The organism is Nocardia cerradoensis NBRC 101014 (assembly GCF_000308535.1).
GTDB lineage: Bacteria > Actinomycetota > Actinomycetes > Mycobacteriales > Mycobacteriaceae > Nocardia > Nocardia cerradoensis.
This window is the reverse complement of sequence record NZ_BAFW01000223.1, coordinates 12431-29200: the sequence shown is the minus strand read 5'-3', so window position 1 is coordinate 29200 and position 16770 is coordinate 12431. Positions and strand designations below refer to the sequence as shown.

Below are 16770 nucleotides of genomic sequence, written 5' to 3'. Positions count from 1 at the left end.
GTTGCTCCACGCGTGCACCATCGGATCGGATTCCGTCAGACCCGCGCCGTCGACGAGCAGTTTGCGGATCCGCCGCCACATATCGGCGAATTCACGTTGTTGCGACAGCACGTTGTGAGCGACGAGCTGCACCCACTCGCCCAGGCTCCGGTCTCCGAGCCGGTCGATCCGCGCGACGGCAGCGCCGCAGATCTCGTCGAGCACGCCGGGGCCGGCTTGCAGGTCGAAACGTGCGGAGAGAGACCGAAGTTCGGTATCGAACTCCGCGCGGACGAGTGCAGCCGCTCGATCTGGCGCCCCCTCGTCGATGTGTCTCCTGATCCGCCCGAGAAGCGGCGCCGAATCGGAACCCGCTGTACCGCTGCGTGCTCGGGTGGCTGCCCACGGCGTAGCGGCCGACGTCGAGTCGTTGCGCTGCGAGGGGGTGGCTCCCACCGCCTCGTCATCGCCGCTCTCGCCGTAGCCGACGGCGGCCGGGCCGGTCCCGGGACGGGAGGTACCGCCGCGGCGCCATGGTGAGGGGGCTGTGCGTTCGGTACCGGAACCTTGTTGCGACGCAGGTGTTCGGTCAGGGCGCGCCGGTCGTGAGCCGATAGGCCTCCCGGGGGGTTCGTGGTCGGTCTGCTCGGTGGTCGCTCCATGCGGCAGCGAATTGCGTACCGTCTCGTGCGCAGGGGACGATGGCGACGGGGCGCCGGCGAGCAGCGCGTGCGCCCAGGCCGCGACGATCGGAACGTCTCCGGGCAGCGGCGTCAGTGCTCCGGCCTCGACATCGGCCGACGGCAGATCATGGAACCGGGCGTATTGCCGTGCGGCGATCCGGTCGGCGACAAGGCCCATGATGGCAGTAGCGAGAAGCCGGCCGGTGCGGTCATCGATGTCGTCGACGGCCTCGGCGAGATGTGCGGACACCATCGTGAGGAACCGATCGCGCAGCGGGCCGGTCGCGGGAAGCTCCAAGTGCAGCACCCGCGTCTCGTCCCCACTCGAGGCCAGGACCGTCAGGTAGGTGCTCAACGCGGTCTCCAGCCGCGGCCGCAGTTCACCGTCGAGCGGGCCGGGCAGTGCTGCTCGGAGTGCGCTTCGTAGGCGCTCGATCGCCGCAGCGCAGGCTGCTTCGAAGCCGGTCTCCTTGTCGGAGAACAACTCCTGATAGGTTTCGGCGGACACGCCGGCACGCTGCAGGACGGTATCCAGCGACATCTTGGCATAACCGTAGCGGGCGGCGGTTGCCACCAGCTCGGTCAGAATACGTTCGCGCTCATCCGGTTTCGCCTGTTCGGCCGAGCCGTCGTCATCCGATCGCGGATGCGGCGGTCGTGCGACGGCGACGGGCTTCACCTGCGGTGACGCCGTACCGACGCGGAGGAGGTCGGCGAGGTCACGGTGCAGGGCTGGTACCGCGTCCGTGTCCGCGGTCACCGCCCAGTTCGCCAGCAGGCCCTGAACTGCTGCCGCCAGAGCGCGCAGACCCTCGACGGACATGGCGGTCTCGTCGAGCACCTCCGCCAGGGTGGCGGCAATCGATTTCGTGGCGGTCATCGCACGGGCGGCGCGCTGAACCAGGTCGAGACCGGATCTCTCTACCAGTACGACTCGTGCGGTAACCGGTCGAGCGGCCAGGGCGCTCACATAGGTGTGGACCATGGTTGCCAGACGGGCGGTACGGTCGGGCGCCCGCGCGATACTCACTTCGTCGACGATCAGCTGCCGCAGATCGTCGAGCGCCGCCTTGTGCGCCGCGGCGAAGGCGTCGTAGGTGCGCGGGAAGTTCTCGTCGAACTCCTGCGGAGTGACGTCCGCGCGGCGGCAAATGTCGTCGATCGTCGTCGCGGCGAATCCCCGCTCGGCGACCGTCGCCACCGTGGCACCCAAGATGCGGGCCCGCGAATCGTCCTGCTGCGCAGTTCTTGTCCAAGGCGCGAACATCCACTCGTCAGGATCCGCCGCGGCGAGGCGGATCGACAGGGGCTCCCAGGACGGCGCCAGTTCGATTCCCTTGCGACCGATGATCGCATTGCGCACGGCGGGATCGGTTTCCATCACGTCGGCCACGGCGAGTATGCGCAGGTAGTCTTCTTCCTCCCCGCGCGCCACGACACGCCCCTGCACCACCGACACTCGCGTCCGCGACGGCCGGATCTCGGGACGAGCGTGCGGATCGGTATTCACTGTGGCGTGCACGAGCATCCTGGCGCTGTTCTCACGTGTCAGGGGCCGCACGAGGTCCTGCAATCTGCGGGCCGCCGCCCACGCGCCGGGCACATCGCCGATGACGACCAGGAGCTTGGCCACCCAGTCGTCGATCGGCACCGGTGCACCCTGGTCTTGCTTCACCAGGTTGAATCGTTCCGCAGCGGCGCGATGGCCGGCCAATGCGGCGAGGTATCTGCCCGCCCCGCTCGTCGACGGCACCACGACCGGCACACCCTGTTCGATCGCCTCGGTTGCGACGCTGCCGAATCCCTCTGCGCGCGAAGGCATCACGACCACGGTAGCCGCGCGAATGTCCGCTCGGATCTCAGCGCGATCCCTCGTGTGCGGCAGCACCTCGACCGCATCCGGGGCACCGACGATCTCCGCCAATTCGGTGTGGGCCGCCCTGATGTCGTTTTCGAAACCCCGGACCACCAGCCGGACATCATGGCCGTGCGCGCGTAGCCGCGACACCACCTCGGCGATCTCCTTACCACCTTTCAACGCGTCGTCCACACGGCCGAATAGCAGAACCCGTACCGGACTGCCGGGCGCGGGCTGCGGCGGCTGTACGGCCATGTCCAGGACCGGCTGCAGTTCGTGCACCGATCCGTGGCCCGCCATGGCGGTCTGCAATAGTGCATCCGTCGCCAATGCCGGGCCCAAGCCCGTCACCAGATGCGCCCGCCGCGATAGATAGATGCCCGCCGCGACGCGGCCGCGACCCTGCGCGGGATCGCTCGTGAGGCTTTCCCACAGCATCGGAATCAGATGATGGACAGCGACGATTTTGGCTGCGGGATACTGCTTCTCGGCGGCCAGCGCGGCTTGGAGGCCGTCGGCTTCGACGTGCACGACCACCATGTCGACCGAGTCGGGCAAGGTTCGCACGTGCTCGGGGTGCAGATCTTGCATCCATTCGTCGCGGAGGTAGACCTGCACACCCGGAACCCGGAACTCGGAATCGACCTGTCGCGGCAGCACGGTCACTTCATGCCCGGCCGCCACCAATCCCTCACAGAGGGCCAGGTTCAACGTGCCCATCCCGGTCCGGCCCCGCCCCCACAGCTCGCAGCACACCAGAATTCGCTGTCTGGTGAGGTCGAGCCGGACCCGATGCCAGATCTGGCCCTCCGGCAGGGGCTCGGCCGTGTCGAGGTCGATGCGGCCGTCCACATCGGACAGTCCGCGACGCAACTCCTCGACGGTCAGTCCGGGATCGGCGTCGGTGGGAGTGCCTCGGGTGTAATCCAATTGGGCGACCAAGCGGTGTCGGCCATCGGGGTCCTGGGTTGACGTGACAACGAATGCGGCGTCGTCCCCGGCAGTGATCCGGGCGAGTTCGGCCAGGCGTGCCGCCGCGGCGATGATGTCCCGGTGCGCGGGCTTCGAGTCCTCGTCGGGCAGTTGAGCCGCGACCGCGGCGGCCAGGGCAACCGGATCAGAAACGTCAGCGCCCGAGACGACCAGTTGCCAGCGGAAACCGTCATACTCCTCGCGCATCTCGGCCGCGTGCAACCGAGCATCGTCATGAGCCTCGGCCGGCCCATAGGACGTATCGGACTCCAATCGGTCGGCGATCTCCCGTGCCTTCGCGGCGTGGCCGCGACGCATATCGCGGTTGTCCGCGAGCCACCCGTCCGGTGGCCGGAATCCTGTGGCGGGATGGGCGAAGGCGGCGCGGTCGCGCAGGTGATCGATCAGCGCGCGGCGGTCGGAGTTTCCGTTGTCCGCAGCAGGCATTGCCGAACGGACCCACCCGAGAACCGCTTCGGGCTCCGACAACGACCGCAGAGTATCGTCGGGCGATCCGAGTTCCTCCGCCGGCCTGCTGCCGATGCGATCGTCGGGCCGCGGCAGCCCTTGCCGACCGGCGTTGGCGGCGGGCTCGACGAGGTAGGCCGATCGGCTGACGTCGTAACCGATGAAGGTCGTGTCGGCCGGATCCACCTGGACCGGAGTCAGCGTCGGGCGGATGTCGTCGAGGTACCGGAACAGGGCGGGGCGGTTGGTCGCGGCTCGGCCGCTGGCGCCGTCGATGACGATTGCGAGGTGACGGCCGCGAGCTGCGGCAATACCCTGTGCCCAGTCGACGAATGCGCGATAGAAATCATCGATCGACACATGATTGATATAGGTCTCCAGGGGATTGAGACCGCGAATGAGGAGCAAGGGCACACCGGATGTGCTGGTGGTTTCGATGAGCAGGCCCGCTCCCTCCAGCCTGGCGCGGTCCGGGTCTTCCGGATTGCGGACGATGCAGGCGGCCGTCATATTCGGCATCGCTTCGGCAACAGAGCGAAACTTGCCCGCCCAACAGGCGCTGGCGATATGTCCGGAAAGCTCGAGCAACGGCCCACGTGTCGGAATGAACCGCAGCGGAGTCGTCGCGCTCGCGACACCGACCCCCTGAGCGCGTGCTATCGCCTCCTCGAGCGCGATAGCACTGGTCATTCGACCGAAAGCGCGGGCGCCGTTACGGCTGGAGAAGTAGTGTGAGAACACCTCGCGGTTCGTAATATGATCCACAAATTCCTGGACCAGGACGATATCGTCGAGCGTCGGCTCTCCCGTGCCGATATCCCGTAGCCGATCGATCCATTCCGGTTGTTGTTGCATCGCCCACGCAAAACAAATCGTCCGCAGGTGGTCGTGCAACTCACCGACTCCGGCCAACAGCTGGAAATTGTTCTCGAAATCCTTGAGTGAACGCAATGCCGGAAAAGGATTCACACCACCGGATTCTGATGCGACGAGTTGACGCAGCTCCTGCGCGAGAGCTCCCATTTTCCGGCGCGCCACATCGTTCATCACGGCGCCGTTGGTGAGCCTGCCCGACGCAAGCGAACGCTCCAACGCAGAGATGTGCTCGGTGATGGCGCGCCCGAGCTCACCGAGTAGTTGGGTGATCGGACGCCGGGCATCGGTCATCGCCGAATGCGCGGCACGCAGATTCGCCGCCAGCCGCGAGAAACGCGTCAGTAGATCCTCGGTGAATTGCGGCCCGGACCCGGTTCGCAGCTTGGCGATCTCCACCACGCCACTCGGCTGGTATTCCGCGGGCATCGCCGCGATACGCCCGTCGGCCGTCGCCCGGTCGAAATACGCCAGCAACTCCCGCAAAGACGCGGTATCGCCGCGGTGCCACTCGGACGTCGAAAATCTGGTCACGGCCATCAGAACGCCGGCGAGAAGATCCGACGACCGCACTTTCGTCAAGCTTTCCCGCGAGAGATGCGCTGTCTTCACCTCGGCCACGAAGGCTCGCGCAACAGCCTTCAATTCGGGCAGCACTGCCGCCCCGGTGCCCCGCAAGCCGAGTACTGTGTGTTCTCCGCCTTGCTCGTCATCGGCCAAGACGGCACGCACAGACCGGGCGAGTTCCACCGGCACGTCAGCGACCAATTCCATGGCCGCGCTGATCGTCGGCGGCCGACGGCTCGGCGACAGCGCCGCGGCCAGAGTGAAATATCTGGAGAATGAAAAAGGGCTCGCGCGGTCGATGTACAGGTCCTCGACCTCGCGCAGCTGCTGCTCGGTGAACGTTACTTCACCCTGCATTTCCTCCGAAAATTCTCCGATTCGCCCCGACCGCAAATAGTCGTTTGCGATGCTTTGCCGGATTGCGCTCGCGGAATTGTCGTCCAGGGCAACCAGATAACTCCAGGCCTGGTAATCGAGGACCATCCTCGCGCTGCGCAGATCGGTTGTTTCCGGAGCGTCGGGATCTGCGCTCTTCGACACGAACTGGCGGATCATTATCAGTAGGGCTTGATCCAGAGCCCCCGCCGGTATGTCAGCCAGGCGACGCAGCTCCCGGCCGATCCTGCCGAGATCGTCCACCCATGGCAGACCCAGACTTCCGCGCACAACGGGAGCGAAATCTGGATTGTTCGCATCGGCCCGCCGCAGAGCCGCACGGATCTCGGCCTCCGCCAAGAATTCCACTCGAGCAGCGATCCCGGCGATACTCCAACCCGGAGTGTGCGCGACATCGAGCACGGCCTCGTAGCCTATCGGCGTGGACAGCGCGTCCAGGATGTCGGGATGGGTGGCGAGGGTGATGCAGATCTGGTGTTTGTGCGAGCTGTCGAGCAGTTCGGGATCGCCGATCGCCGCGGAGGCGTCGGCCATCCTGATCTCCTCGACCCACTCGACGAGCTGATCGAAGAACTCGACGATATCGGCGTGCTCGGTCACCGGCCGTGCGGCCACCGCGCGAACCAGGCGTTCGATATCGTTCGTGTTCAACGACAACCGGGAGGCGGATCGCGCGACGCGGCCGGCAACATCGCGCGGTGGCGGCACCTCGTCGTACGTGTCCCGCGCGGCCGGGAGGGTATCCACGAACCATGCGTGCAACCGGTCTGCGGTCTTTTCCACCTCGAGTTCACCGGCCGTCAGCCACCGGGCGTCGGTGATCCGGCCCTCGGTGATACCGGCGGCGAAACGCACGGCGGCTTCCATCACCGCCACTCCGGCATCGGTGAACGTCACCGAACCCGTCGCCCGCACATTCAAGGCCACCGCCTCCGCGACGGTCGGCGACCGCCAGTCGGCGGGCGAACCACTGGGACGGGGAGATTCTCTGACCATCAGGAAGCGTTCGACACCGGTCGCGTCGACATGCCTGACCAGCGCGCCCGCATCCGGCGGCAGGACGCCGGACACACTGCGGATATCGATTCCCGCGATATCCCGGACGGTGGCGTCGCGCGGAAAGTCCGTCGCCAGCGAGCCCGGTGGCCTGCCGAATAGCTGCGCTAGTTCGTCGTCCAGTTGTGCGGTGAGCGTGGAGGATTCGGTTGCGTCGTCGTGAGCGATCAGCGCGGCGGTCAGAGATTCCAGGCGGTGCGCCGGGACTCGCCGACTCGCGGCCATATCCTCGGCGCTGCCCTCGGCCTCGGTGACGGACCGGCGCCGCGCCTCGGCCCACACGCGACCGGCCAGCTCGTCGAGGCATTGCAGACGCCAGGCGAGCCGGACGAGCCGGTCGGCGTCGGCCGGCACGCCCACGTCCCCGTTCATGTCGACGGCGCGATCGAGGACCGGCCGCAACTCCGGCCGCAGGACCGTCGACAGCGGTCCTCCGGCCACCGCACCAACTTGTTCGGCCAGGTCCCGGTACTGCTCACCGAGCCGGTGCCGGTAACGCTCGTATGCCGAACCCGCATCCGCGAGCGTGGCACCGATCGAGTCGTGGCGCAGCGGGTTCGCCTCGTTCTCCGAGGGCCTGCTGCCGATGACGTCGTCGCGTCCGGTCTGGTCCGTTGCGGCGGCTCCCGAATCCGCTTCGCCGGGAGGAAGATTCACCACGAGGTCCGGAGAGATCTCCGGTGGGCGCAGGGTGGTGACGAACTGGTGGATCACCCATTGCGGACTGCCGACGACGGGGCCGTCGATCTCCACAGCGGCGAACCCGACCGCGATCGCCTCCACCACGTCGAGCGTGGACTTCGTCCGATCGGTGAAGGCCGCGCCCGGGAGGCGCCGTAGCCATTCCTCGAACGGCTCGGTGAGCTGTCCTTCGATTCGCATCGACGCCCAAGCACGTCGCAGCACGCCGTCGACGTCCTGGCGGAGGCTCTCCTCGGCTGCCTGGTCGATCGCATGGGCGAATTCGTGGATGACGTCGTCGCGATAGGACCGTCCGCTGGTCGGGTGAGCCCCGGTCCTGTGGTCTTCCGCATCGGTGTCGAGCGCCCGGGTTCGGTCGGCCACTCGGGACAGGTTCAGCCTCATCCACACGGTCCGTTTGCTGCCCGCCGGGCCGAAGGTCTGGGCGTTGTCGCCCGGGGCATCCATGAATTCGATGCGCAGTTCGCGAATATTGGTCATGTGCTCGACCAGGTCGGGGGCATACCGGAATCGAGAGAGCAACTCGTCCAGCGTCTCCAGAATCTCCTCGACCGCATCGACTGGGACATCGGGATGATCGAAACCGGTGATCACGAAATACGGATGGTCGAGACTGAATGCTTCGACCAACCGGGCCTTGGCCTGCGCATCGGCGCTCAATCCGGTGACGTGCGCCGTCTCCTGCGGCGTGTGCGCCGCATGCCGCTCGGCTCGGACCAGTTCGGCCAGCACCTGTTGGTGCGCGTCGGTCAGCACCTTCCGCTGCGCCTCGGAGAAGTCCGCCAGTCGATCCGCGATGTACGAAACCTGTTCTCGCATCGCGGTGACGACCGCCCGCGAAATCGGGTGGTTCTGCCACACCGGACGACCATCGACATATCGAATGAACTTGGCGGCGAACGGGCTCGGCACGGCCTGCTCGGTGTCGAGTGCGGTCCGCCCGCCTGTCACCTCACCGTCCGGGCCGATATTCCAGTGCTGTGTGCTGCGCCGAGTCCCGGTGACCGCGTCCAGCAGGCCGAGCAGCTCACCGGAAGCCGAATCCAGATATCCACGATCCACGGGGCCGAACGCCGCGAGTCCTTCGCTCGCCGGATCATCGCCGACCAATCCCAGATCGTATGCCCGTGACATCCGCTGCGGCAGAACGGTATTCGCCGCCCCGCCGGGCACGGTTTCCCGGTACAGCACCTTGGGGTCGTCGGTTGCGGGGTGGGTGGCGGCGACCGGCGCGCCCATCCCACCGGCGATCTGTGAGGTCAGCCACTGTTTCGCGGCATCGCCGGCGTCGTCGTAGACCTCCCGGTCGCACTGGTAGCCGTTACCGAACGTGACCCGCTCGACGCTGACCCCCTGCCCTCCCGACAGCGGTTCCCGGCGCACCACACCGGCGTTCAGGCCCTCGGTGAGAAGCGCCGGAAACCTGGTCACACGCGGGCTGTGGGGCGCGCTGCCGATCCGGCCGTCCGTACCGCCGGAAGGTGGGTCCGTCGAATCGTCGTCGAGGTCGGGGAACAGTGCGCTCAGACGGTCCAGGTCGTCGCCGGCTCGATCGTCACCGCCGGGTCGCTCACCGCGGAGCTCGAACCACACGGTCTTCCCGTCGACATGCTCGACGACGCCGTAATCGGTCGCGAGCATCGACAACAACGGGCCACCCCGGCCCGATTCGGCGTCACCGTCCGGGTCGCGCCACCCCGGAAGGGTGCGGTTGTAGTCGCGAACTCCGACCCGGATGACCGGACCGTCGGGCCCTTCGGTCACCGTCGCGATCACGAACCCGTGAGTTCCGGCGTGACGCGGAATGTTGCCCGCCAACTCCGACACCAGCAACTCGGCCGAGTCGACCTGATCGGTGTCCGGCCATCCCACCTCGCCGGCGTGTGACCAGTTCTCCATGATCCGGCGCACCAGCCGCCTCGTGCGCCAGCTGTCCGAACCGTCCGGGGCGCTGACCCGCACCAGATAGTCGTCGACGTCGGGCAACGCGGACGGTGCCGCACTCGGGATCGCTCCCTGGATCTGGATCCGAGTAAACCGCGCCACAAGGCCTTCGACGGACGAGCGTGCCGCACCGAGATCGAGGAGCATGGCTTCGAGGTCCGCAGGGTCGAGCCCTCGAATCGCCTCGACCACAGACGCTTCGAGCCCTTCGCTCACCGCAGCGGCGACGTAGCCGGACGCTGCCCCGGCAACGTAGTCGAGGACCGCCAGCATGCTGCGCTCTTGCGGTGAATGATTCCTCGATTCCGTATCGGGCGCCGCTGCGTCGGCGGATTCGACCGACGATCCCGACCCCCACAACGCCCTCGACAGCGCAGTACGGAAACCGTCGGGCGCGGTTGTCGCGGAACGGAATTCGCTCGGACCGCCTGCGTCCGCCTCCTCCGCATCGTGCGGTCGACTGCCGATCGGGCGACGTCCGATATTTTCCCCGGATGCGGGGTCATCGGGCGTAGACCGGGCGTCGAGCTGCTCACCGGTCAAGTCGATGCCGCGGTTCTCTGCCTCCTCCACCGCAGCCGCTCGTCCGCTCGTGCGCAGCTTGAGGCCGATACGGATCAGGTAGGCATTGACGGTTGTGGGTGAGATCCCTTGCGCCGCCGCGATTTGCCGGTTCGTCTTGCCCTGTTTGACGAGCCCGAGAATCATGGCCTCTGTCTCGGACAACGAATCCCTGCCCTGGAACGCCCGGGAATCGGTTTCCGCTGGATCGGAGGCAAGCACGAGGCCACCTGTGCGCAGCGCCTTGCCCACCATTCCCGCCCGATCCCGAATGCCGAGCTTGACGCCGAGCCGGTTCAGCCGACTCTTCACCTGATCGGGTGAAAGCCCGAGAAGGACTGCAATCTCCTTGTTGCTCATCCCTTCGGCAACCAGCCCCAGTACCTCGCGTTCCGCATCGGACCACTCGATACCCGGGCTGCTGTCGGTTGTGGTGATAAGGCCGGCGTGAAAGGCCCGCGCCACCATCCCGGCGCGATCACTGATGCCGAGTTTGCCGCCGATGCGGGCGAGATGGGCCTTCACCGTGAGCGGTGACAATCCGAGTTGCGCCGCGACCGCCTTGTTCGACATGCCGTCGGCGACGCTTGCGAGGATCGATACTTCTCGTGCGGTCACTTCGAGGTTCGAGGGTTTTCCGAGCGACTCCGCGATGTCGTCGTCCGCGAGCAGCCCCAGCTCTCGCGCGGCCGATACTATGCCGGCCCGGCCGTTGTCCCCGAGCTTGTCGCCGATCTGCTTGAGGTAGAACTTGACTCGGCTCTCCGAGCGATCCAGCCGACGTGCGATGGCGTCATTCGACAACCCGGCGGCGACCATCCGGATCAGCTGGAGCTCATGATCGGTCAGGTCGTGCGCCGGCGCTTCAGGACCCAGCTCGCTCGGCAGTAGCGCCTGGACGGACCGAACGAACGCCCCGAAGGCCCCGCGCTGCAACGGTGTGCGGTCTCGTCGCGGTGAGGTGATCGCTTCGGTGATGATCCGGCGCTGTGCTGGGGTCAGGCCGGACCATGCCCCCGCGGCAAGCTGCGCAACGTCGCGAATCCAGGTTCCGATGTCCTCCTCCGCAGCGACCGGCCAGCGCCGGGTCTCGGCGATTCGAAAGACCACCCCGTTGATGTACTGAGCCACGGTCCGCAGACGAGCGGCTTCAGGGCCGGCCGAAGGTTTGGTGCCCGGCGTCAGAGCATCGAGCACGCGTCGAAATGTCTGCTCGCCGTACCGCTCCCGCAGTTCCCGGAATGCCGCAGCGTCACCGCGCCGTGCTCGATGCAGCGTTGCCGAACTCTCCTGGCGGTTGGTGAGTGCCGCGTCGGCCTCCCGCACCGGGTCCTGCTTGCGGGTGGTCGGCGACGGCGGATCCGCCGCGTTCTCCGACGGCCTGCTGCCGGCCGGTGACCGTTCGTCTCGGCGTGGGTCGTTCGCCCCGTCTCGGGGGGCACCCGATCGGACCGGCACGGCCATGTCCAGGTCCGGTAGTCCCGCGCTGATCGCGTTTATCGCGTCCACCATGGCGGCGGGAGCGACGACCTGCTCGGATCGCGGCAGGCTCTCGGCGGCCGGGGCGCCGATGCGCGGATCGGCGACGAGGTTGCCGTCGCGATCGAACTCGATGGTTTCGAACAGCCGCTTCTCCACCGGCAACCGGTCGATGAACTTCTTCTGCTCGCGGCGCCATTCATCGAATCCGACGGCTTTGTTCAGCAACGTGCGGCGGTTTCGCAGGTCCCCGGGACCGTAGTCGTTCGCGGTGTCACCGTCGCGCGAGGCCGCCAGGTCGACGACGACCAGGTTCGGTTCGTCGATCGAGTCGTTGTCGTTGACCAGCAAGACCATATGGTCGTCGGCATCGGTGCTGCCGGACGCTCGGGTGTCCTTCCATTTGTAGACCAGGACGCTGATCCCACCCGGCCGGGACTTCAATGATTCGGCGACCTGCTCCAGCGAATCCGTTTCCTGGAGCTTGGCGCCGAACACTTTTCGCACCACATCGCGTCCGTGGCCCCCCAGTGTGGCGGCGGGCATCTCGAAACGGCGGGCGTTGCCGGGGCACAACACTCGCATGCCGGTCACGGCGTTGTTGACGCAACTGTTGGGGCTGCGGCGGTGGATCTGCACGACCAGATCGAGCAGGGCCGCGGTGGCCAGATACTGTGACGCGGCGGCGATGATGTCGGCGTCCGTCCGATCATCGGCGCGCGAGGTTTCGGCCTCCGGATCCCGAGCGTCCAGCTCCGCCGACCCGGAATCCGCCGCCCCGGAATCGACAGACCCGGAATCCATCGCAGCCGGATCGTCCCGGGCGGCGAGTTGTCCGGCGTTCGCGGCGGTCAGGTTGTCATCGACTGCCTCGCCGAGGATGTCGCGAGCGATGATCGGGGTGATGCCGGCGGCCGGGTAGCCCAGGGCTGCTGCCAGGGCATCGCGTGCCCGAGTGTGCAGCGGATCGAGGGTGCGCATACCTTCGGCACCGTCGATATCGGCGATCGGCACACCGAGCTCGACGGCTAGCCGATTCCGCAGGGGCGTCAGGTGGTCCAGCGCTTGTTCGTCGGTGAACAAGGCGCGTTGCAGGACCGTCGCGGGCGCGGTCGCATCGACGTGTTGACGGAGGGCCTCCACCGCCGCAGACGGAATTCCGTTCTGCTCCAGCAGCTCTCGCAACGGATCGACGGCACCGTCGCGTTCGAGAACGGTCAGATGATCGGCGACGACCGGCGCGGGTATGCCCAGCAGCCCGGCCAAGCGGGCCGTCCGGTCCACCGGCCCGTCCGGGCGGCCGAAGTCGGTGTCGTCGCGGTAGTGCCCGGTCTCGGCCTCGGCGACGGCGAGGGCGGGAAGGTATGTGGCGCTCGCGTGATGGCGGATGAACTCCGCGGTGGAGTGCCGCAGCGCACGCTGCTGCAGTTCCGGTGTCATCTCACGGATGGCATGGCTCGCCGCGACGACCGCGTCGTGGGTCCGGGGCGTCGGATCGGCCCGGTGGGCGGCCACGGCCTGTTCGTAGACGACGACCGCCTCACGGACCCCGCGCAGGTGCATGGCATTGCGGATCAGGGCGTCCTGCGTCGACATCACCACTTGCGCGCTGCCGCGGTCGCCGTTGCGCGCGGTGCGATTCTTGGCCTGTTCGTGGATGTAGGACTGCTCGGGGGCCTCGGTCATCCAGACGTGCATGCCGCCCTTGGCCTTCACCGCCTCCGACACCGAGATGTCGACACCGCGCTGGCCCTGCCGGTTGATCACCAGGATCTTGCCCTGCTCACCAGCTTCGTCGAAAACCTTCTGCAACTGGGCTTCCCAGTCCGCACCCCAGCCGATGATCCGCTTGGCATCGACCGCTTCGATCGCCTCTCGGGGCACTCCTGCGCGCACCAGTGCCTCGACCTGCCGGGCGACCAGATCGTTGCGGTGACACAGGATCTCCTGGAACCGGCCCTCGCCTCCGGCCCGCATCTCGTTCGCGTATTCGGCGATCGCGCGCAGTTTGGCATGGGTGCTCTCGACCACATCATGCTGTCCCTCCACCAGCCGATGTGTCTGCGACCGTGCGACCTCGTGGGCCTCCTGCAGACCGTAGATCTTCTTCAGTACCGGGTTCAGGTCGGTGAGGGTGCCGGATGCACCGGTCACTTCATCGAAGAAGGATTCGGTTCCGACGCGGTAGATTTCGACCGAATCGATGCGTTTGGCGGACTCCGCGTCCGCGCGCACCACGATCCGATGCGCCTCGGCCTTCTCTCCTCGGGCCTCGGCCGCCCGGAACTCCTTGGCTTCGATCGCCTGGGCGAGACTCGCCTTGCCCGGTTCCGCGCTCCACCGTGATTCGCTCGAGGTCTTCGGGTTTCGTTGCAGACCGTGTTCGGCTTGGTCGATGATGACGATCTTGCCCGCGTCCATCTCGTAGTGGACGCCTGCACGGACGAGGAATTCGGCGTGGGCCGCGGTCTCCAGCCGGGAGGCGCCCATTCCGTCCAGCCAGTCTTTTCCGCCGGGCAGTGCCTCGACCTTCGCCCGGCCCTCGGGCGTGAGTTCGGGCTGACCGTCGTACCAGTGCATGACCTCCGGTGTCCCGTCGGCATGCTCTCCTACTTCCTCCGAGATGCGCCGGAGGCCGAAATCCTCGTGTGACAGAGCCCCTTTCGCCAATGCCTCGGTGAGAAAATCGTGGGCATCGAATACCTGCTTGGCGGTTGCCTCCGGCGCCGCCTGCTCGGCACCTTCCGACCGGAGGAACTGCCGTTCGCCCCGGTCGATGATTCCGTCCATCTCGTCGATCAACGCATGTCGCGGTGGCTTGTTACCGGCATTGCACAGATGCCCTACCGTCTCGCCGGTCGCGACCACGATCGCCGGCCGGCCCTCCGTGATCGGTCCGAAGCCGTTCTGCTGGTCGGCGCGAAACACGTCGATCCCGAAGTCGCCCAACAACTGTCGTACTTCGGCGACGTCTCGATCGTCGGTCAGCAACTTCCGATACGTGTCGACTTCGCGATTGGCCAGCCCATCGGTCGTCGTGACGAGCAGAACCGATTTGTGCTGCACCGCCCGTTGCATTGCGGCGGCCATGAATACCAGCGATTTGCCCTGGCCTGGTTTCATTTCCACCGGACGCCATTTCATCGCGTAAACGGCTTCGGCCTGTTCGACCCGCAGCACCATGCCGCCGGGCACCTTCTCGCTGATCGTGCCGCGCCGGATGATCTCCATCGTCGCCAGCAACGACTGGTGCTCATCGCCGCTGTGCAGGCCGGCCATCAGCACGTCGTCCGGAAGATTGTGCAGGCGTTGACTTTCCGGAACATGGTCGGCGGAAGCCGCGTGGAAGTCGATCAGTAGATCGACCGCCCGGTCCCGGTCGCTGCGTGGCAGACCGGCGTCGTCGGCGAGACTGTCGTGATCGGTGGCCGGACCACTGTGCTCATCGTGCGCCGAGGACGAATGTTGCTCCGCGACGGGCGTTTCAGCGCCGTCCGTCTCGGTCCGGCCCGAGTGCTCGGGACTTTCCGGGCCGGACTGCTCGGCGGTCGCCTCCCGCTGCGGGACCGAACGCTCCGCACCACCAGGCGATTCGTGCGCGTCGCGAGCCGTCGGCGGCGAACCGGCTTCACCCTCGGCGACCGGATGGGGTCGTGCCGATGTCGCGGTGCCGTCCGCGACCGCGATGTGTTCTCCGGCCGGGCTCGGCCTGGGTTTCGCGTGCGCACTGTTTTCGCCTGGGGCGGCGGCTTTTTCGTGAACCTCGCCCACCGGGCGTGGCGTCGCGCTCGCGGGGAGCTTCGGCGGCGGCGAGGTTTCGCCCAGCGCGTCGACCGATCGGGGCGCGGTCGGCTTCGCGGCGGCGACCGGTTTCTCGGCCGCTGGCCGCTCGCCCGGAGCAGCTGTCTCGGAATGCGTGCCCGACCGTGTCGGGGCAGCGTCGGAGGACGGCGGACGCACCTGTTGCCCGGACTGGCGGCCATCGGCTCCGATCGATGCACCCCGTTCGCTGCGTGGGCGTGGTTCCGCGGCCGCGGTCTCCGCTGTGACCTCGGCGCGAGGCCCGCCGCGCTCACCTGCGGTCTTCGTGGGCTCCGCGGTCGGGCCCCACGCCTTCCGCGCGTCCGCCCACGCCCGTTTCGATTCCGCCGACACCTCGACCGGCCGCCGCGGCGTGCCGGCTTTCCCGTCCTGCCCTGCCGCGAACGCGTCGGGTGGTGTGAAGGTCCCGCCGCCGTCGACGGTCCTTACGGGGGCGCCGCCGCGGGAATGCACGCCCCCGGCGAATGCGCCGTTGAGCAACGGCGCGAGCACCTGGTCGTAGTGCTGCGGCCAACCGGCCACCATCGAGGCCGCACCCAGACCCGATATCGCACCGGCGGTGCCGTGCACCAGGCCCATGGCCAAGCGACTGCTGCCGATCCCGGGAAATACCATCGGCGCGAACTTTCCGGCGAGCATGCCGCCCGCCGCTCCACCCATCCCCGCCAAGGCCGCGACTTCGATCGACTTCAGATCGATGCCGGTCGGATTCGATCCGTCCGATCCGATGATGTCGGCGGTGCGATCGCCGGTGGCGACCTGCAGCGCCTGCACCCCCGCGTCCACGCCCACGGGCAGCGCGGCCGCCTTGCCCAGCATGGTGGCGAACTGCAACGGGCCCGCCGCGGCCAGCCGAGTAGCCGCCTTCGCCGCACCGGCCTGGATCGCCCGTTCCAGGCTCGCCCGCATGGCCGTTACCTCGCCGCGTCCCTCGACGAGCATGGCGTCCACGGTGGGCGCGGCGGCGGCCGAGCCGGCCGGTCCCGCCGCCGCGGCGCTGCTCACCACACCGAAGATGCGCCACGCCAGGTGGATACCGAACGTGAACATCACGCACAGCCACTTCTCCGCGTCGTTGGCGGCCGCCTGCGCTTGGTCGGCCAGGGTGGCCGCGTCGTTACCGAGCTGGGCCGCGCCTTTTCCGTACGATCGCAATGCGTCGCGCAGTCGGTCGGCCAGCTCGCCTACTGAATCTTCCTCCGCGAGAACGGCTTCGATATCTCTGGCGTGTCCGTCCAGCTCCTCCCCGCGTGCTCGGAGCTCGGCGGCCATCCGGCGCATCTCGGAGATGTCGGCGCGCGGGAGTTCGCCGCCGAACACCACCATCTCGATCGGGCGCCGGAGCATGTCGGGCAGACTTTCGAAGGTGTTCCGCAGCTCGACGACGGGGCTGAACAACGAACCGTCCAC

1 protein-coding gene (running past one end of the window) is annotated in these 16770 nt (G+C 67.4%); it reads right to left on the bottom strand.

From position 1 onward, the window contains the following. The coding region annotated (locus ON23_RS23640; protein WP_157170272.1) for an MFS transporter crosses the window boundary (this coding region is incomplete at its 3' end): on the bottom strand, nt 1–16770 show 16770 of its 34942 nt. 18172 nt of the annotated region lie to the left of the window's left edge.